Below are 17,837 nucleotides of genomic sequence, written 5' to 3'. Positions count from 1 at the left end.
CCCGGACCGGGCCCATCGCCAGTGCGGTTCGGTATGCACAGACCGTGCCAGAGAAGGGGGCTGCCAACCCCCCTGTTTTCATGCCGCCGGGCGCTTGCGGCAAGCGACGCGATGGCCTTCAGCGCCGGGCGTGCACCACGTCACGCACCGCCGAAGGGAACAAGGCCCGATCCCCCCATCCACCCAAGCGCAATCAGCCGCGCTCGGAAAGAATGGCCTGCCAAGCGTCCACCGCAGCCAGCACGGCGGCCTTCTGCACGCCGTGCGCGAAGCGGAAGGCATCGCCCGACACCGTCTCGTCGGGGAACTCGGTGATGAGCGTGACCGACGCACCGCGCGGGTTCTCGGACTGCGTACAAGCCGTGCCATGGATCACCTCGAACGGCAATGCGCCCGCGTGGCGTTCGTACAGCGCCATCTGGCGGGCGTTGTACTCGGGCAGGCCGGGAACGGCCTGCAGCGCGGCGGCCACCCGCTCCAGCAGCGCGCGGCCTTCGGCCTGCCAGCCCGGGTGGTGGCGCAGGATCAGAAAGAACCCCTTGGGTACCGTCCACAGGCCGAAGCCGCGCGGCACATAGCCGGACAGCGGCCGGGTCCACTCGTGCGCGGGGTAGCCGTGCAGGTTGATGTGCAATTGCGCGCCGGAAAGGGCCAGTGCCTGTTCGCGGGCTTCGCGTTCGTACAGCGGCGCCGTCTCGCGGTATTCGATGTCGTCGCCCAGCGCGCTGTAGCGCGCGGCATGCTGCATGTGGTGGGCGTGGTGCGCGCCCAGTTCGCGGTGCAGCGCATAGCCGTCGGGGTTCTCCAGCGCGATGAGGGCGAAGTGCGCGCCGGGCCGCGCATGCAGCGCCTCGGCCGCGCGCAGGGCCCCCACGACGCCGGAGGTTTCGTTGGCGTGCTGGCCGCCGCTCAGCAGGATCGGGGCCTCGGTGCCGGTGCGGTACAGGCCCAGCACCTCGCGCCCCTGGCGGCTGCGCGCGGAAAAGCGCTGGCCGCCCAGCCGCGCCATCGCTTGTGCGATGCGCTCGGGCGGCGGAGCCTGGCCCATGTCGTCCAGGGCCTGTCCGGCCGTGGTGTCCGCCCAGGCGCCCGCGTCCTGTGCGGCCACGTCGAAGGCGCGCAGCGCGATGCGCAGGCGTGGCGGGCCGTCGTGTTGGCGGATGTCGGGCACGATCTGCCCGGGCTGCAGCCGGCGGTCGCCCGCAGGGCGGCCGGAGTGCTGCTGAAAGAACTCGAGCAGCGAAAAAATACAGGTCTTCGTGCAGGGCCTCGTGCAGGCTCATGCATTCGTGCGGCGTGGACAGCGGCTGCTCGAAGCCCGGCAGGTCGACGCGGATGTCCAGCCGTTCGAAATAGGGCTCCTGCGCGGGCCAGGCATGCTCCCGCAGCGTGCGCATGGCGTGCGCGAAGAGGTCTTCGAAATCGGTGGATTCGGCCGCATCCTGGTTGCTGTCCGGCGCACCGGACGCGTCCACGCGCAGCCAGCCCGTGGGCGACAGCAGCGGGTCCGGGCTGGTGGGGTCTTCGTGCACCCGGTTGGGTGCGAAGACCCGATCGACCGTTTCGCGGCCATCGCGAAAGCGCAGCGCCACGCCGTAGTGCAGGTCGTCGCCCCCGGGTTGGAACCGCAGGTCGCACCCGGCCAGGAGGTCGGCCAGCGGATAGGCCTCCAGCAGAAAACGCCCGGGCGAGCCGGTGGCCGGCACTGGGTAGCGCACCGTGGCGGCGGCCAGCTGGGCGGTATCGACCTCTTCCAGAAAGTAGTGCACCAGGGGCTTGTAGGCACTGCGAAACCGCGCCACCACGCCCACCGCCGCAAGGCGTTGCTCGGCCGCGCGCCGTGCGGCCACGCCCTCGAACAGCCAGCCTTCGATGCGGGCGCGCGAGACACGGGTTGGCCGAAACGCTCCACCCAGGCGGACAGGGTGCGGGGAAAGGTCTGGTCCAGCAAGGGACGGTGGGGGACGAAAGAGGCCATGCGATTCGGTACCTGCGGCGCCCCGGTGACGGGGCTAAAGGAAAGGACCGCCCATTGTCATCGGGGCGATGCCGCCGCGGTGTACAGGCCGGACGCCGCACGGGGCGGATGCACGACGATGTTGCTGTACCCGCGGTAGGTGCCGTTCTTGAGCTCGTCCGTCACCCAGACGATCCATTCGGGCGGGTGGCCCCTGCCGTGGTCGATGGTGCCCACGACCTCCAGGCGGAAGAACTGCTCCGGGGTTTCCACCTGGACGGCGCTGCCTTCGGACTGGTGCGTGCCGGGCAGCAGCGCCCGGAGCGTGTGCTTCTTGCCATCGGCGCGATTGCGCAGCGACGAGGGGAACGACCGCAGGTCCAGTTTTTCGTACAGGGTTTTGCCCTGCTTGCCGGAGGCGGCGGCCTTCTGCGCGACGAAGGGCTTGCCGGTGATCACGCGGATGCTGTCGCACAGCCGGTATTCGCTGCGGATCTCGAAGTTGCGGGTCGACTCGACCGGCTGGCTCTTCGGCAGCAGGTCCGAATATTCGAGGCAGTTCTTGGCCGAAGCGCCATTGTCGAACGCGAGCGGCGTGCGCTCTGCCGTGAGCGAGGCCTTGAGGTTCTGCAGCGCCGAGAGCAGTTCCGGGTTGGTGACATGCACCACACCGACCGCGTGGTCGGCGCCAGGGTTGGCAGGTGCAGCATGCAGGGCGGCGCAAGCCATCGCGGCGCTGGCCAGGGCGATCCATCGTTTCATTTGACTTTCTCCAGCAGGGCGGCTTCCTTGCCGCGGCGGGTGGGATACACATCCCCGAAGTTCTTGAGCAGCTTGACCGCTTCGGTCCAGTCCTGTTCGGTGACGGCCTTCCAGAACTTCGGCGTGGCGGCATCCAGGTTGACGCCGTACTGGAACGACACCGACGCGATGACGGTCTGCGCTTCCGCCGGCAGGTCGATGAAGTTCTTCTTGGCGGCCGTGGCCGAATCGTATTTGAGCTTCACGCTCGCGATGTGGCTGGCCTTGGTGGCCTTGTCGATGGATTCGGCCTCGGCGGCAGTGATCGTCAGCGGGGTCTTCTCGATCAGCGTCTTGGCGTCGGTGCCCTTGGTGCCGAGGTAGGGTTTGAGCTTGGTGACCAGCCCGCTGGCCAGGCCCAGGTTCTTCAGATCGCTCTCGGAGCGCTGGCCCAGGTCGAACCCGGTCGCGATGGTCACGCCGCTCTTGCTCACGTTGGCCGCCGGCACGTAGCCGGTGGTCAGCGAGCCGCCCTCCAGGGCGCTCAGGAAGGCATAGTCGATTTGTTCTGGCATGTCTGGTGGATGAAGGGGATCGGTGGCTGCCGCACTCGTTGGAATGGGCTGGTTCGTTGAGGGGGCAAGCGGGCCGCAGCGGCGTGCCGCGGGCCGAAGATATCATCGAAAAAGGTCGGCAGATCGTGGATGCTCTCCTGTCTCGCAGGTGGTGCCTGCGTCAATGTTGTCCAACCATTTCATTCGTAACAGGCTGAGGAAAGCATCGACATGGCAACGCAACTGTGGCAGTTCTGGGTGGACCGTGGCGGCACCTTCACCGACGTGGTGGGCCGCCGGCCCGACGGCACCCTGGTCACGCACAAGCTGCTGTCCGAAAACCCCGGGCACTATCGCGATGCCGCGGTGGCCGGCATCCGCCATCTGCTGGGCCTGCAGCCCGGCGCGCCCGTGTCGCCCACGCAGGTGGAGTGCGTGAAGATGGGCACCACCGTGGCCACCAACGCGCTGCTGGAGCGCAAGGGAGAGCCCACGCTGCTGGTGACCACGCGGGGCTTTCGCGATGCGCTGCGCATCGCCTACCAGAACCGCCCCCGACTGTTCGAGCGCCGCATCGTGCTGCCCGAGCTGCTGTACAGCCGCGTGATCGAGGCGCAGGAGCGCGTGGGGGCCCATGGCGAGGTCGAGCAGGCGCTGGACGTGGCCCACCTGCGCGAGCGCCTGTGGGCCGCCCACGACGCGGGCCTGCGCAGCGTGGCCATCGTGTTCATGCATGGCTACCGCTACACCGCGCACGAGCAGGCGGCGGCGCGGCTCGCGCGCGAGGCGGGCTTCACGCAGGTGAGCACCTCGCACGGCACCAGCCCGCTGATGAAGTTCGTGAGCCGGGGCGACACCACGGTGGTGGATGCCTACCTGTCGCCCATCCTGCGCCGCTACGTGGAGCAGGTGGCCGCCGAGATGCCGGGCGTGCCGCTGTACTTCATGCAGTCGTCGGGCGGGCTCACCGATGCGCACCGTTTCCAGGGCAAGGACGCGATCCTCTCCGGCCCGGCCGGCGGCATCGTGGGGATGGCGCGCACGGCGGAGCTGGCCTTCGCGGGCGAGGCAGGCGGCGCAGGAGGTGCCGGCGGGGCCGCGGGCCCGGGGGATTCGGTGCGCGTGATCGGTTTCGACATGGGCGGCACCTCCACCGACGTGAGCCACTACGCGGGCGAGTTCGAGCGCGAGTTCGAAACCCAGGTGGCGGGCGTGCGCATGCGCGCGCCGATGATGAGCATCCACACCGTGGCCGCCGGCGGCGGCTCGCTCCTGGAATACGACGGCGCGCGCTTTCGCGTGGGCCCGCAGAGCGCGGGCGCCAACCCGGGGCCGGCCAGCTACCGCCGGGGCGGGCCGCTGGCCGTGACCGATGCCAACGTGATGGTCGGCAAGATCCAGCCCGCGCACTTTCCGCACGTGTTCGGCCACGGCGGCAACGAGCCGCTCGATGCGGGGGTGGTGCAGGCCCGCTTTGCTGACCTGGCGGCGCAGGCCGGCCGCCCCGCGCACGACGTGGCCCACGGCTTCATCCAGATCGCGGTGCAGCAGATGGCCAATGCCATCAAGAAGATCTCGGTCGCACGGGGCTACGACGTCACGCGCTACACCCTGCAGTGCTTCGGCGGCGCGGGCGGGCAGCATGCCTGCCTGGTGGCCGATGCGCTGGGCATGCAGCGCGTGTTCGTGCACCCGCTGGCCGGCGTGCTGTCGGCCTACGGCATGGGCCTGGCCGACCAGAACCTGATCCGCGAGCAGGCGGTGGAGGCGCGCCTGTCGCCCGAGGCCCTGGGCGGCATCGCCCACACGCTGGATGCGCTGGCCGAGGCGGCCCGGGCCGAGATGGCACAGCAGCAGCAAGGCGGTGCGCCGGTGTCGGTGCGCCGCCGGGTGCATGTGCGGTACGAGGGCTCGGACGCGGCGCTGGTCGTGCCCGTCGGCGAGGTGCCGGAGGTGGCGGCCATCACGGCGGGGTTCGAGGCCGCCTACCGCCAGCGCTTCGCCTTTCTCATGCGGGGCCGGGCGTTGATCGTGGAGGCGGTCTCGGTCGAGGCGGTGGTGGCCGGCGACGCGCCGGTCGAGCCGATGCAGGCCCTGCAACCGCCGCGCGAGGCGCCGCGCCGTGGCACCGTGCGCATGTACACCGTGGGCGTGGACGGCATGCCCGCGTGGCACGACGCGGCCCTGGTGGTGCGCGAGGACCTGCGCCCCGGCGATGTGATCGCCGGCCCGGCCATCATTGCCGAGAAGAACGCCACCACCGTGGTGGAGCCGGGCTGGCAGGCCGCGCTGACGGCCCTCGACCACCTGGTGATCGACCGCACCATCGCGCGCAGCGTGCGGCATGCGCTGGGCACCACGGTGGACCCGGTGCTGCTGGAGGTATTCAACAACCTCTTCATGAACATCGCCGAACAGATGGGGCTGCAGCTGCAGAACACCGCGCACTCGGTGAACATCAAGGAGCGCCTCGACTTCAGCTGCGCGCTGTTCGACGCCGAAGGCCACCTGATCGCCAACGCGCCGCACATGCCGGTGCACCTGGGCTCGATGGGCGAAAGCATCAAGGCGGTCATCCACCGCAATGCCGGGCGCATGCAGCCGGGCGACGTGTACGTGCTGAACGATCCGTATCACGGCGGCACGCACCTGCCGGACATCACCGTCATCACCCCCGTGTACCTGGCCGAAGAGGCCGAGCCCACGTTCTACGTCGGCAGCCGCGGCCACCATGCCGACGTGGGCGGCACCACCCCCGGCTCGATGCCGCCGTTTTCCACGCGCATCGAGGAAGAGGGCGTGCAGATCGACAACGTCAAGCTGGTGGAGCGCGGCGTGCTGCGCGAGGCCGAAATGACGGCCCTGCTGCAAAGCGGCGAATACCCCAGCCGCAACCCGCAGCAGAACCTGGCCGACCTGAAGGCGCAGATCGCCGCCAACGAAAAGGGCGTGCAGGAACTGCGGCGCATGGTGCAGCAGTTCGGCCTGCCCGTGGTGCAGGCCTACATGGGCCATGTGCAGGACAACGCCGAGGAGTCGGTGCGCCGCGCCATCGCCCGCCTGGCCGCCCGGCTCCAGGACGGTGCCTTCACGCTGCCGCTGGACAACGGCGCGCAGATCCAGGTCGCGGTGCGCGTGGACGCCGCCGCCCGCAGCGCGGTGATCGACTTCACCGGCACCTCGGCGCAACAGGCCAACAACTTCAATGCCCCCACCGCGGTGTGCATGGCCGCGGTGCTGTACGTGTTCCGCTCGCTGGTGGACGACGACATTCCGCTGAACGCCGGCTGCCTCAAGCCGCTGGAGGTCATCATCCCGCCCGGCTCCATGCTCAACCCCTTGCCGCCAGCGTCCGTGGTGGCGGGCAACGTGGAGACCTCCACCTGCATCACCAACGCGCTGCTGGGCGCTTTGGGCGTGTCGGCGGGCAGCCAGTGCACGATGAACAACTTCACCTTCGGCAACGACCGCCACCAGTACTACGAGACCATCTCGGGCGGCAGCGGCGCCGGTGGGGTGTTCGGCGATGGAGGGGAACTGGTGGAGGGTTTCGACGGCACCGGTGTCGTGCAGACGCACATGACCAACTCGCGCCTGACCGATCCCGAGATCCTGGAGTTCCGCTTTCCGGTGCGGCTGGAGAGCTACGCCATCCGCGCCGATTCGGGCGGGGCGGGGCGCTGGAAGGGCGGCAATGGCGGCGTGCGCCGGGTGCGTTTTCTCGAACCCATGACGGCCGGCATCCTCTCCAACGGGCGCCGCCACGGCGCGTTCGGCATGGCGGGCGGCCAGCCGGGGCAGCCCGGCATCAACCGCGTGGTGCGTGCGGACGGCCGGGTGGAGGTGCTGGAGCACATCGGCCAGGCGCAGATGGAGCCGGGCGATGTGTTCGAGGTGCACACGCCGGGTGGCGGCGGCTTCGGTGGGGCGGGTTCTTGATTCGAGCGGAAAAGGCCGCCAGCGCAGATTCCACTAGGGCATCATGCTATTGAATTGGTAGCGTTCGGCTGTGTCCAGCCACCGATGCCGCTCGTCCGGCACGGACCGTTCGGCATGTGGTCAAACAGGCCGTGGCGGCATATTCTTCTAGGGGATATTGCTATAAATTTGGTAGCAAATGCGTCGAAGAAGGCGCCGAGAAGATACGCCGAGAAACACGCCGAGAAGATGCGCCGACGATCGCCTCAGGAGTCGCGGTCGGTGCTCTCGTGCAGGCGGCTCAGGCTGGGCGGCACGTTCTGGCCGGCCCGGCGCGCGCGGAACAGGGCGGCGCGCATCAGGAAGATGTTGGTCACCGGCACGGTGACCGCCACGAACAGGCCGATGAGCAGCGCGTGCAGCGCCAGCCCGGCGCCCTGGACCGAAAAGTACAGCAGCGTGGCCAGCACGATGCACCAGCACCCGAGCGTGGCGATCACGGACGGCGCGTGCACCCGCTCGAAGTAGGTCGGCAGGCGCAGCAGCCCGAGCGACCCCAGCAGGGCGATGCCGCACCCGGCCAGCACCAGGGCCGCGATGGCGATCTCGGCCCACAGGGGCAGGGTGGTGGCGGTCATTCGATCACCTCGCCGCGCAGCAGGAACTTGGCCATCGCCGTGGAGCTGGCAAAGCCCAGCAGCGCGATCAGCAGCGCCGCCTCGAAGTAGTTCGTGCTGCCGTAGTAGATGCCCAGCACCAGCATGCACAGCATGCCGTTCAGGTACATGCAGTCCAGGGCCAGCACCCGGTCCTGCGCCGACGGGCCCTTGAGCATGCGCACCAGGGCGCAGGACATCGCCAGCACCAGCAGGAAGACGGCGACCGGCAGCGCGATGGACAGGATGGAACCGTTGGTCATGATTCGAAAATCTCCATCAGGGGGCGCTCGTAGCGCGTTTTGATGTGATCGATGGCGGCCTGCTTGTCGTCCAGCTCCAGCACGTGCAGCATCAGCACCGAACGGTCCAGAGATAGTTCGGCCCACGACGTGCCGGGGGTGATGCACACGATCATCGCCAGCACCGCCAGGGCGTTCGGGTCGCGCATCTCCAGTGGAATCTGCACGAAGCCCGGCGGGTGCGGCCGATGGCCCGATGGCGTTGCCAGAAAGCGCAGCAGCCGCAGGTTGGACGCCACGCTGTCGGCGATGACGGACGCTACCAGCCGCAGCACGGTGCCGGGCCGGCGGATGCGCACCGGCAGGGGCCGCAGGCCACGCGTGAGCACCGGGATGGCGATGGCCACGCACGCCGCCAGCACGAGCTGCCCGGCACTCACCGAGCGGTTGAGCATCAGCCACATCACGAACAGCGCCACGGACAGCAGCGGGGCCGGGAACAGGCGCTTCATGGCGTTTCCTTCGCGGGCGGCTGCGCCGGCGTGACCGGCCCGGGCACGGGCCGCGCCGACATCACCGCGCGGATGTAGCTGGACGGGGTGTGCAGCGCGTTGGCGGTGGCCTGCGTGAACCGCATCACCGCGCCGGCGTGCAGCGTGAGGCCGATGCACCCGGCCAGCAGCAGCGCGATCGGCAGGCCTTCCAGCACGCGCAGCTGGGGCGGGCGGCGGTCGTGCGTGGTCCAGAAATAGCGGATGCCGGTGCGGGTGAGGGCGATCAGCGCGAACAGGCCGGTGACGATCATCAGCGCCAGCAGCACCCATCCCGGCGTGCCGGGCTGGTAGCCGGAAGACGAGCCCAGGCCCAGCGGGTTGAGCAGCGCCGTCAGCATGGCGAACTTGCCCACGAAGCCCGACAGCGGCGGCAGCCCGGCGATCACCAGCGTGCACAGCAGGTAGGCCAGGCCCAGGAAGGCGGCGGCGGCGGGAATGACCCGGCCGATCAGCACGGTCTCGTCCTCGTCGAGGTTCAGGCCCGCGGCGGGCACCAGCTCGGCCGTGAGGAAGGGCGCGTCGTCGTGCCGCTCGTGCGGCGCGAGCGTGGCGCCGTCGTTGCGCCAGCGGTCGATCAGGTCGCCCAGCAGGAACATCGCGCTGATCGCCAGCGTGGAGCTGGGCAGGTAGTACAGCAGCCCGGCGGTCAGCACGTTCTGCCCGAAACCGGCCGCCGCCAGCAGCGTGCCGGACGAAAGAATGGCCGCATAGCCCGCCAGGTGCGTGAGCCGCTGCGAGCCCAGCATGCCGATGCCGCCGAAGGCCATGGTGATCATGCCGCCGCCGATCAGCCACAGGCTGCCGAACAGCGCGGAGGCGCCGGCCTCGCTGCTGAACATGAGCGTCCACAGCCGCAGGATGGTGTACACGCCCACCTTGGTCATCAGCGCGAACAGCGCGCCGGCCGGCGCGGTGGCGGCGCTGTAAGCCGGCACCAGCCAGAAGTTGAGCGGCCACATCGCGGCCTTGATGAGGAAGGCCGTGGCCAGGATGGCCGCCGCTGCGTGCAGCAGGCCCCGGTCCGCCGCCGCCACCTTGGGAATGCTCTGCGCCAGATCGGCCATGTTCAGCGTGCCGGTGATGCCGTACAGCATCGACACGCCAATGAGGAACAGCGACGAGGCCGCCAGGTTGATGGCGATGTAGTGCAGCCCGGCCTGCACCCGAGTGCGTCCGGAGCCGTGCAGCAGCAGCCCGTAGGAGGCGGCCAGCATGATCTCGAAGAACACGAACAGGTTGAACAGGTCGGCGGTGAGGAACGCGCCCGCCAGCCCCATCAGCTGGAACTGGAACAGCGGGTGGTAGTGCACCCCGGCGCGGTGCCAGCGCGCGGCCGCGAAGACGATGGAGCACAGGGCGACGGCACTGGTCAGCACCAGCATCATGGCCGAGAGCCGGTCCAGCGCCAACACGATGCCGAATGGCGCGGGCCAGTTGCCCGGCAGATACACGCCCATGGTGGTGGGCACGGTGGCCTGGGCCGTCCACAGCAGCAGCGCCGTGGCCACCAGCAGGCCGAGGAAGGTGGATGCGATGTTCAGGCCCAGCTTGAGCCGCTGGCGCTCTTCGCGCAGCAGCAGCATCAGCGCGGCGGTGAGCAGCGGCAGCACGATGGGCACCAGCATCAGGTGCGGCATCCATGCGGAAAGGGCGTGCGCGAGGGCAGGGGTCACGGCATCTCCTGCACGTCGTGCGAGCGCGTGCCGTCCACATGGTCGGTGCCCGACATGCCGCGCGATGCCAGCAGCACCACGAGAAACAGCGCCGTCATGGCGAAGCCGATCACGATGGCAGTCAGCACCAGCGCCTGCGGCATGGGGTCGGCATAGTGCAGCAGGTCCTTCGGAACACCTTCCACCAGCACGGGCTCCTTGTTGATGGCCAGGCCCAGGCGGCCCATGCTGAAGATGAACAGGTTGACCGCATACGACAGCAGGGCCAGGCCCATGATGACCTGGAAGGTCCGCGGGCGCAGCAGCAGCCACACGCCGGAGCCGGTGAGCACGCCGATGGCAATGGCGAGAACGATTTCCATCAGCGGGCTCCTCCTTCGGGGGCGGTGGCGTCGGGGCTGGCCGCCAGTTCGGCCTCACGCTCCTCGGCCAGGCGCGCGTGGTAGCGGTGGCCCCGCACCGATTGGTGGGCGATGGCGGTGAGGATCAGCAGCGTCGAGCCGACGACCAGGGTGAAGACGCCGATGTCGAAGAACAGCGCGCTGGCGATGTGGATCTCGCCGATCACCGGCAGGTGCAGGTGCGCGGTGTGGCTGGTCAGGAACGGATAGCCCAGCGCGATGGCGCCCAGCCCGGTGCCCAGGGCGAACAGCAACCCCGTGCCGATCCAGCGGCGCGGGTACAGCGGCAGATGCGCCTCGACCCAGTGCGTGCCCGAGATGATGTATTGCAGCAGCAGCCCCACCGACAGCACCAGCCCGGCCACGAAGCCGCCGCCCGGCTCGTTGTGGCCGCGCATGAACATGTAGAACGACACCAGGGCCGTGAATGGCAGCAGCAGGCGCACCAGCACCGCGGGCACCATCAGGTAGCCGATGGCGGTGTCGGTCGCATTGCGCGGGTTGAGCAGGTCGGTCTGCAGATCGGCCGGCATGTTGCGCTGCTGCTCGGGCAGGTCCATGGTCTCGCGCGCCGGGCGGAAGCGCCGCAGCAGCGCATACACCGTCAGGGCGACGATGCCCAGCACCACGATCTCGCCGAAGGTGTCGAAGCCGCGGAAGTCCACCAGCATCACGTTGACCACGTTGGTGCCGCCGCCCTCGGTCTGCGCGCGCTCCAGGAAGAAGGTGGAGGTGCTCTCGGGGAACGGCCGGCTCATCATGGTGAAGGCCAGCCAGGCCATGCCGCCGCCGGCGGCCAGCGCCACCGCCATGTCGCGCAACCGCCGTGCCCGCACGATGCCCGGGTGGGTGGTGTCCACGCCGCGCAGCCGCTCGTCGCGCCGGGGCAGCCAGCGCAGGCCCAGCAGCACGAGCACGGTGGTGACGATCTCCACCACGATCTGCGTGAGCGCCAGATCGGGCGCCGAGAACCACAAAAAGGTGATGCAGGTGCACAGGCCCGCGCCGCCCATGAGCGTCAGCGCCGCCAGCCGGTGGTACTTGGCCTGCCACGCGGCGGCCACCGCGCAGATCGAGCCCAGCGTCCACAGCACGACGAAGGCCGGCGACAGGGGCAGGGTGCCGCGGTCGCCGAGCTGCAGGCCCTGCGTCCACAGCGGCAGGGCCGCGCCGGCCAGCGCCGCCAGCACCAGCCACAGCATTTGCCACTGCAGCCGCGGCGTGGCCATCAGCCGCCGCCCGTTGTGCCCGCACAGCGTGAGCCAGGTGAGGGCGATCTCGAACAGGCGCCGTCCGCTCACGCGGTAGATGAGCGGGGGCGCATCCACCTTGCCGGCGGCGCGCTGGCGGCGCAGCAGAAGGTAGAGCGCGGTGCCGCCGCCCAGGGCGACCAGGCTCATCACGAAGGGGGTATTGAAGCCGTGCCAGATGGCCAGGCTGAACTCGGGCAACGGGCCGCCGACCACCGGCCGCGCCGCCGCGTCCAGGTACTGGCCCACCGACCACGCGGGAAAGATGCCGACCACCAGGCAGGCCAGCACCAGCAGTTCCACGGGCACGCGCATCCAGTGCGGCGGCTCGTGCGGCTGGCGCGGCAGGTCTTGCGCGCGCGGGCCCCAGAACACGTCCACGATGAACCGCAGTGAGTAGGCCACGCTGAACACGCCGGCCAGCGTGGCGGCGACGGGCAGCACGGTCGCCACCAGCGGCGAGGCGTCGAGGAACACCGTCTCGGCGAAGAACATTTCCTTGGACAGAAAGCCGTTGAGCAGCGGCACGCCCGCCATGGAGGCGCTGGCCACCATCGCCAAGGTGGCCGTCACCGGCATCATGGTGCGCAGTCCGGACAGGCGCCGGATGTCGCGCGTGCCGCTTTCATGGTCCACGATGCCCGCCGCCATGAAGAGCGAGGCCTTGAAGGTGGCGTGGTTCATGATGTGGAACACCGCTGCCACCGCCGCCAGTGGGCTGTTGAGCCCCAGCAGCAGCGTGATCAGGCCCAGGTGCGAGATCGTGGAATACGCCAGCAGTCCCTTGAGGTCGTTCTGGAACATGGCCGCGTAGCCGCCCACCAGCAGCGTGCACACGCCCGCGCCGCCCACCAGCCAGAACCAGGGCTCGGTGCCGCCCATCACGGGCCACATGCGCGCCAGCAGGAAGACGCCCGCCTTGACCATCGTGGCCGAGTGCAGGTAGGCCGACACGGGCGTCGGCGCGGCCATGGCGTTGGGCAGCCAGAAGTGGAAGGGAAACTGCGCGCTCTTGGTCAGCGCACCCAGCAGCACCAGCACCAGGGCCGCCAGGTACCACGGGTGGTTGCGGATCTGCTCGCCGGCGGCCAGCACATGGTCGAGGTCGTAGCTGCCCACGATGTGCCCGATCACCAGCATGCCTGCCAGCATGCACAGTCCGCCCGTGCCCGTCACGGTGAGCGCCATGCGAGCGCCCCGGCGCGCGTCCTGGCGGTGGTACCAGTAGCCGATCAGCAGGAAGGAGAACAGGCTGGTGAGCTCCCAGAAGAAGGCCAGCTGGATGATGTTGCCCGACAGCACCACGCCGGCCATGGCGCCCATGAACGCCAGGAAGAACGAGAAGAAGCGCGGCACCGGATCGGCCGGCGACATGTAGTAGCGCGCATACAGCACCACCAGCGAGCCGATGCCCAGGATCAGCATGCAGAACATCCAGGCGAATCCGTCCATGCGGATCACCAGGTTCAGCCCCAGCGCGGGCAGCCAGGGGATTTCCTGGCGCAGCACCCCGCCCGCGGCGATCTCCGGAAAGTACAGCGCGGCCTGCACCGCACAGAACAGCGCGATCGCACCGGCGAGCGTGGATTCGGTGTTGCGCGCGTTCGACGGCAGCACCGCCGCCAGCAGGCTGCCGATGAAGGGGAGGAGGACGAGGAGGATCAGGGGCATGCCCGAACGATTCTACGGGCATGCCTTTCGGACATGCTATGAATACCCTAGCAGAGCCCGGAGATTGGGCGTGCTGCGGGCTCGCAATCCATTGGGTGTCTAACGCGACGCGCCCGCCATGGGCGGCAATGGGGCGGCTGTGGCCGGCGCGCCGTCGAACGAGGCACCGTTCACCGTGAGGCCTTCGCTGGACAGTCGCGCGGCAGAGGCCTTGCCCAGGCCCGGGACGCGGCCGACGAGGTCCGGCCAGTTCTGGAACGGACCTTTCTCGCGCGCCTGGAGAATTTTGGCCGACAGCGCCGGGCCGATGCCTTTGACCCCGTCGAGGTCGGCGACGGACGCCGTGTTGACCTCCACCGCCGCCACGGCGGCGACGCAGTGAACGGCTGCGGCCATGGCCATGGCGATCAGCAGGGCCTTGGTCCCCCGCAGCCTCATAGCTCTTCCACCCGCCGGGCGGGGTAGCTGTCCCAGGTCTGGCAGCCGGGGCATTGCCAAAAATGCTGCCGGGCCTCGAAGCCGCAGGCCGCGCATCGGTAGCGGGTGAGCGGCTTGGTCGCCTGGTCCAGCGCCTTTTGCACCTGGGGATGGAACTGCTCGTGCTCCAGTGTTTCCTGCGCCAGCCACTTCGCGGCCGCCACCAGCGAGGGCTCCTTGTCCAGATGGCGCACGTACCACTGCGGCCCGGGCCGGGACGCGTCGCCCGAGGCGGCGTCCATCGACACGATGGCCTCCAGCATGTCCAGCGACGGCGCCCGCTCGTAATGGCTCAGCAGCAGCTGGTAGGTTTCCTCGGCGCGCTGGGTGGCTGCGCCCACCTCGACCAGCAACGGGGCGGCCAGGGGCAGGGCGCCGGGCGATTCGCGCGACAGCTCCAGCAGCGTGGAAAACGCCTGTTCCGGCCGGCCGCAGCGGTGGTGCAGGCGGGCCAGTTCGATGCGCGGGCGGGGTGCGTGGGGCGCGGCGGCCACGGCCTCTTCGAACTGCGCCTGCGCGGCTTCCTGGTCGCCTTGTGCGGCCCGTGCGATGGCCTGTTCGCACAGGTAGTGGGCCTGACGCGTGCTGAAGTCGCCCTGATGCGATCCGTGCATCTTGCGGGCGATGGCCGCCGCCTGCGGCCAGTCGCGCGAGCGTTCGTAGATGGCCAGCAGGGCCAGGCGCGACTGGCTCTCAAACGGCGTGTTCTCCAGCCGCCGCAGGGCGTCCTCGGCGCGGTCGAGCAGGCCGGCCTTGAGGAAGTCCAGGGCCAGCGCATGCTGTGCCCGGTCGCGGTCGGTGCGGCTCAGGTCGCCGCGTGACAGCAAGTGCTCGTGCACTCGGACGGCGCGGTTGTACTCGCCACGGCGGCGAAAGAGGTTGCCCAGCGCGAAATGCAGCTCGGACGTGTCTGGATCGTTCTGCACCGCCTCGATGAACGCATCGATCGCCTGGTCCTGCTGCTCGTTGAGCAGGAAGTTCAGGCCCTTGAAATAGGCCTTGGGCGCGCGGCGGTTCTCCTCGCGCAATTGCCGCAGGTCGAAGCGGGAGGCGAACCACCCCAGCACGAACGCCAGCGGCAGGCCCAGCAGCAGCCAGCTGAAATCAAATTCCATGGATGGAGGGCGGTTGTTGTTGCAGGTCCGGCACGGCTGGAGCCGCGACCGGTGCGGGAGCCGGGGCTTCAGCCGGCAACGCGGCCTGTGCGCGCCGGGCGGCGCTGCGGTGCTTCCACCAGCGGGGCACCATGCCCAGCACGCCCACGACGACCCCGGCCGCGAAGGCCGTCAGCACGACGAGCACCAGGGGCGCGCTCCAGTGCGTGCCGAAAAAGAAGTGCACGGTGGCGTCTTGCTGGTTGTTCAGTGCAAAAGCGAACAGGGTAAAAAAAAATGGCTGCCTTGAGCAGCCACAGGAGGTATTTCATGCGTCTCCCCGGTGGTGTGGGGGCATTCTACGGGCAGGCCGTGGCGCGTCTGCCATCTGCGCCGATACCCGTGCCACGGGCTCCCGGCGCTTGACAGCCAAGCGCAGGCAGCTATCAATTTTGATGTTTTTGCGACGGTGCATCGACGATGCCCATTTCGACCGTGCGCTGGTCTACGGCTTCGCGCAGGGCCTTGCCGGGCTTGAAGTGGGGCACGCGCTTTTCCGGGATCGCCACGGCTTCGCCGCTGCGGGGATTGCGGCCCATGCGGGGCGGGCGGCGGTTGACCGAAAAGCTGCCAAAACCCCGGATCTCGATGCGGTGGCCACGCACCAATGCGTCGCCCACGGCGTCCAGAATGGTCTTGACGGCGTATTCGGCATCGCGCTGGGTGAGCTGGCTGAACCGTGCCGCCAGTTCTTCAACGAGGTCTGATCGGGTCATGGAATCCTAGTCTTTGCAACCTGGGAAACAGAACAAAAAGAAGCGGGCGCACGAGGCGCCCGCCATTCACAACCGCCGAAGCGGTCGTTGCCTGACTCTCGGATTACTTGTCCGAGTTGTCCAGCTTGGCGCGCAGCAGGGCGCCCAGGCTGGTCGTGCCGGCGCTTTCGCGGCTCGATTGCTGGCTCAGGTTGGCCATGGCGCCTTGCTCGTCGGCCATGTCCTTTTGCTTGATCGACAGCTGGATGTTGCGGGTCTTGCGATCCACGTTCACCACCACGGCCGTGACTTCATCACCTTCCTTGAGCACATTGCGGGCATCTTCCACGCGGTCGCGGGAGATTTCCGAAGCGCGCAGGTAGCCGATGATGTCTTCGCCGAGGTCGATCTCAGCACCACGGGCGTCCACGGTCTTGACCTTGCCGGTCACCGTCTGGCCCTTGTCGTTCACCGTCACGAAGGTGGTGAATGGGTCGCCGTCGAGCTGCTTGATGCCCAGCGAGATGCGTTCGCGGTCCACGTCCACGGCCAGCACGATCGCTTCGACTTCCTGGCCCTTCTTGTAGTTGCGAACGGCGGCTTCGCCGGTTTCGTTCCACGACAGGTCGGACAGGTGCACCAGGCCGTCGATGCCGGCAGCCAGGCCCACGAACACGCCGAAGTCGGTGATCGACTTGATCGGGCCCTTGACGCGGTCGCCGCGCTTGGTGTTCTGCGCGAACTCTTGCCATGGGTTGGCCTTGCACTGCTTCATGCCCAGGCTGATGCGGCGCTTGTCTTCGTCGATCTCGAGGACCATGACTTCGACTTCGTCACCCAGCGACACGAGCTTGGAGGGAGCGATGTTCTTGTTGGTCCAGTCCATTTCGGAGACGTGCACCAGGCCTTCGATGCCGGGTTCCAGTTCCACGAATGCGCCGTAGTCGGCAATGTTCGTGACCTTGCCGAACAGGCGGGTGCCCGAAGGATAGCGGCGCGAAACGCCCATCCACGGATCGTCGCCCATTTGCTTGAGGCCCAGGGACACGCGGTTCTTTTCGGTGTCGAACTTGAGGATCTTGGCCGTGATTTCCTGACCGGCCGTGACCACTTCCGAAGGATGGCGAACGCGGCGCCATGCCATGTCGGTGATGTGCAGCAGGCCGTCGATGCCGCCCAGGTCCACGAACGCACCGTATTCGGTGATGTTCTTGACCACGCCCTGGACGATGGAGCCTTCCTTCAGGGTTTCCATCAGCTTGGCGCGCTCTTCGCCCATGGAGGCTTCCACCACCGCGCGGCGCGACAGCACCACGTTGTTGCGCTTGCGGTCGAGCTTGATGACCTTGAATTCCAGGGTCTTGTTTTCGTAAGGCGTCAGGTCCTTGATCGGACGCGTGTCGATCAGCGAACCTGGCAGGAAGGCGCGGATGCCGTTGACCAGCACCGTGAGGCCACCCTTGACCTTACCGCTGGTCGTGCCGGTGACGAATTCGCCGGATTCCAGGGCCTTTTCCAGCGCCAGCCAGGAGGCCAGGCGCTTGGCGGTGTCACGCGACAGGATGGTGTCGCCGTAACCGTTTTCGATCGAGCCGATGGCCACGGAGACGAAATCGCCCACCTGGACTTCGACTTCGCCCTTGTCGTTCTTGAACTCTTCCAGGGGCACGTAGGCTTCGGACTTGAGGCCGGCGTTCACCACGACGAAGTTGTGTTCCACGCGCACGACTTCGGCGGTGATCACTTCGCCCGGACGCATTTCGGTGCGTGTCAAGGACTCTTCGAAAAGGGCGGCAAAAGATTCAGACATGTATTTCCTAAAGCCGCAAACAGGGTTCCGACAGCACCATTGCCATCGTTTTTAGAGCTGCCTGCGGAGGTTTTTTGCGGCAAA

13 protein-coding genes and 2 pseudogenes are annotated in these 17,837 nt (G+C 68.4%); 1 reads left to right on the top strand and 14 read right to left on the bottom strand.

The features are described 5' to 3' along the window. Nucleotides 1-193 precede the first annotated feature (193 nt). The 3 genes and pseudogenes from AC27KI_RS02840 to AC27KI_RS02830 all read right to left on the bottom strand — a co-directional run bounded on the left by AC27KI_RS02840 (nucleotide 194) and on the right by AC27KI_RS02830 (nucleotide 3,273). A pseudogene (locus AC27KI_RS02840) lies at nucleotides 194-1,978 on the bottom strand (M14 family metallopeptidase). A gap of 57 nt (nucleotides 1,979-2,035) precedes the next feature. Further along, nucleotides 2,036-2,719 (bottom strand): hypothetical protein, encoded by a 684-nt coding sequence (locus AC27KI_RS02835; RefSeq protein WP_487089674.1) that lies wholly within the window; start codon nucleotides 2,717-2,719, stop codon nucleotides 2,036-2,038. Then, a complete protein-coding gene (locus tag AC27KI_RS02830; RefSeq protein ID WP_272568865.1) occupies nucleotides 2,716-3,273 on the bottom strand; it encodes a pesticin C-terminus-like muramidase in 558 nt (185 codons plus the stop codon). The genes AC27KI_RS02835 and AC27KI_RS02830 overlap by 4 nt, the downstream gene beginning before the upstream one ends. 210 nt (nucleotides 3,274-3,483) lie before the next feature. On the opposite strand from AC27KI_RS02830, the gene AC27KI_RS02825 reads away from it, so the two are divergent. Then, the gene (locus AC27KI_RS02825; RefSeq protein ID WP_487112516.1) at nucleotides 3,484-7,191 is read left to right on the top strand and encodes a hydantoinase B/oxoprolinase family protein; all 3,708 of its coding nucleotides are present in this window, start codon (nucleotides 3,484-3,486) and stop codon (nucleotides 7,189-7,191) included. Nucleotides 7,192-7,436: 245 nt separating this feature from the next. Here the strand turns inward: AC27KI_RS02825 and mnhG are convergent, their stop codons facing one another. From mnhG to rpsA, 11 genes and pseudogenes are all read right to left on the bottom strand, one after another. Continuing rightward, the gene (mnhG, locus tag AC27KI_RS02820) at nucleotides 7,437-7,808 is read right to left on the bottom strand and encodes a monovalent cation/H(+) antiporter subunit G (protein ID WP_284401042.1); all 372 of its coding nucleotides are present in this window, start codon (nucleotides 7,806-7,808) and stop codon (nucleotides 7,437-7,439) included. Next, entirely contained in the window at nucleotides 7,805-8,089 is a 285-nt protein-coding gene (locus tag AC27KI_RS02815) for a K+/H+ antiporter subunit F (RefSeq protein ID WP_284415051.1), read from the bottom strand. Before AC27KI_RS02815 ends, mnhG begins: the two co-directional genes overlap by 4 nt. After that, nucleotides 8,086-8,580, bottom strand: a complete 495-nt coding sequence (locus AC27KI_RS02810; protein WP_487112514.1) for a Na+/H+ antiporter subunit E — start codon at nucleotides 8,578-8,580, stop codon at nucleotides 8,086-8,088. Before AC27KI_RS02810 ends, AC27KI_RS02815 begins: the two co-directional genes overlap by 4 nt. Beyond that, nucleotides 8,577-10,259: a monovalent cation/H+ antiporter subunit D gene (locus tag AC27KI_RS02805; protein WP_487112534.1), complete on the bottom strand. Its 1,683-nt coding sequence runs from the start codon at nucleotides 10,257-10,259 to the stop codon at nucleotides 8,577-8,579. The genes AC27KI_RS02810 and AC27KI_RS02805 overlap by 4 nt, the downstream gene beginning before the upstream one ends. A 32-nt stretch (nucleotides 10,260-10,291) precedes the next feature. Then, nucleotides 10,292-10,657, bottom strand: a complete 366-nt coding sequence (locus AC27KI_RS02800; RefSeq protein WP_272568874.1) for a Na+/H+ antiporter subunit C — start codon at nucleotides 10,655-10,657, stop codon at nucleotides 10,292-10,294. Next, nucleotides 10,657-13,617 carry a monovalent cation/H+ antiporter subunit A gene (locus AC27KI_RS02795; RefSeq protein WP_284428663.1) on the bottom strand — a complete coding sequence of 987 codons (2,961 nt, stop codon included), beginning with the start codon at nucleotides 13,615-13,617 and terminating at the stop codon, nucleotides 10,657-10,659. The genes AC27KI_RS02800 and AC27KI_RS02795 overlap by 1 nt, the downstream gene beginning before the upstream one ends. Nucleotides 13,618-13,716: 99 nt before the next feature. Beyond that, a complete protein-coding gene (locus AC27KI_RS02790; RefSeq protein ID WP_487087406.1) occupies nucleotides 13,717-14,055 on the bottom strand; it encodes a ComEA family DNA-binding protein in 339 nt (112 codons plus the stop codon). Continuing rightward, nucleotides 14,052-15,209 (bottom strand): lipopolysaccharide assembly protein LapB, encoded by a 1,158-nt coding sequence (lapB, locus tag AC27KI_RS02785; RefSeq protein ID WP_487087408.1) that lies wholly within the window; start codon nucleotides 15,207-15,209, stop codon nucleotides 14,052-14,054. The genes AC27KI_RS02790 and lapB overlap by 4 nt, the downstream gene beginning before the upstream one ends. Beyond that, a pseudogene (locus AC27KI_RS02780) lies at nucleotides 15,199-15,520 on the bottom strand (LapA family protein). The gene lapB and the pseudogene AC27KI_RS02780 overlap by 11 nt, the downstream one beginning before the upstream one ends. Before the next feature lie 114 nt (nucleotides 15,521-15,634). Continuing rightward, nucleotides 15,635-15,964: an integration host factor subunit beta gene (locus tag AC27KI_RS02775; RefSeq protein ID WP_284415059.1), complete on the bottom strand. Its 330-nt coding sequence runs from the start codon at nucleotides 15,962-15,964 to the stop codon at nucleotides 15,635-15,637. Between the two features lie 103 nt (nucleotides 15,965-16,067). After that, on the bottom strand, nucleotides 16,068-17,753 hold the full coding sequence (gene rpsA, locus AC27KI_RS02770; RefSeq protein WP_092739611.1) for a 30S ribosomal protein S1: 1,686 nt from the start codon (nucleotides 17,751-17,753) through the stop codon (nucleotides 16,068-16,070). Nucleotides 17,754-17,837 lie beyond the last annotated feature (84 nt).

This window comes from Acidovorax sp. KPB24-03 (genome assembly GCF_057546605.1).
This window is presented reverse-complemented; position numbering and strand designations above follow the sequence as displayed.

Excerpts from the sequence above, each read along its gene's own strand:
- AC27KI_RS02830 (WP_272568865.1), bottom strand. The coding sequence starts at position 3,273 with ATGCCAGAACAAATCGACTATGCCTTCCTGAGCGCCCTGGAGGGCGGC.
- AC27KI_RS02795 (WP_284428663.1), bottom strand. The coding sequence starts at position 13,617 with ATGCCCCTGATCCTCCTCGTCCTCCTCCCCTTCATCGGCAGCCTGCTG.
- AC27KI_RS02800 (WP_272568874.1), bottom strand. The coding sequence starts at position 10,657 with ATGGAAATCGTTCTCGCCATTGCCATCGGCGTGCTCACCGGCTCCGGC.
- mnhG (WP_284401042.1), bottom strand. The coding sequence starts at position 7,808 with ATGACCGCCACCACCCTGCCCCTGTGGGCCGAGATCGCCATCGCGGCC.
- lapB (WP_487087408.1), bottom strand. The coding sequence starts at position 15,209 with ATGGAATTTGATTTCAGCTGGCTGCTGCTGGGCCTGCCGCTGGCGTTC.
- rpsA (WP_092739611.1), bottom strand. The coding sequence starts at position 17,753 with ATGTCTGAATCTTTTGCCGCCCTTTTCGAAGAGTCCTTGACACGCACC.
- AC27KI_RS02835 (WP_487089674.1), bottom strand. The coding sequence starts at position 2,719 with ATGAAACGATGGATCGCCCTGGCCAGCGCCGCGATGGCTTGCGCCGCC.
- AC27KI_RS02810 (WP_487112514.1), bottom strand. The coding sequence starts at position 8,580 with ATGAAGCGCCTGTTCCCGGCCCCGCTGCTGTCCGTGGCGCTGTTCGTG.
- AC27KI_RS02790 (WP_487087406.1), bottom strand. The coding sequence starts at position 14,055 with ATGAGGCTGCGGGGGACCAAGGCCCTGCTGATCGCCATGGCCATGGCC.
- AC27KI_RS02815 (WP_284415051.1), bottom strand. The coding sequence starts at position 8,089 with ATGACCAACGGTTCCATCCTGTCCATCGCGCTGCCGGTCGCCGTCTTC.
- AC27KI_RS02775 (WP_284415059.1), bottom strand. The coding sequence starts at position 15,964 with ATGACCCGATCAGACCTCGTTGAAGAACTGGCGGCACGGTTCAGCCAG.
- AC27KI_RS02805 (WP_487112534.1), bottom strand. The coding sequence starts at position 10,259 with ATGCCGCACCTGATGCTGGTGCCCATCGTGCTGCCGCTGCTCACCGCC.
- AC27KI_RS02825 (WP_487112516.1), top strand. The coding sequence starts at position 3,484 with ATGGCAACGCAACTGTGGCAGTTCTGGGTGGACCGTGGCGGCACCTTC.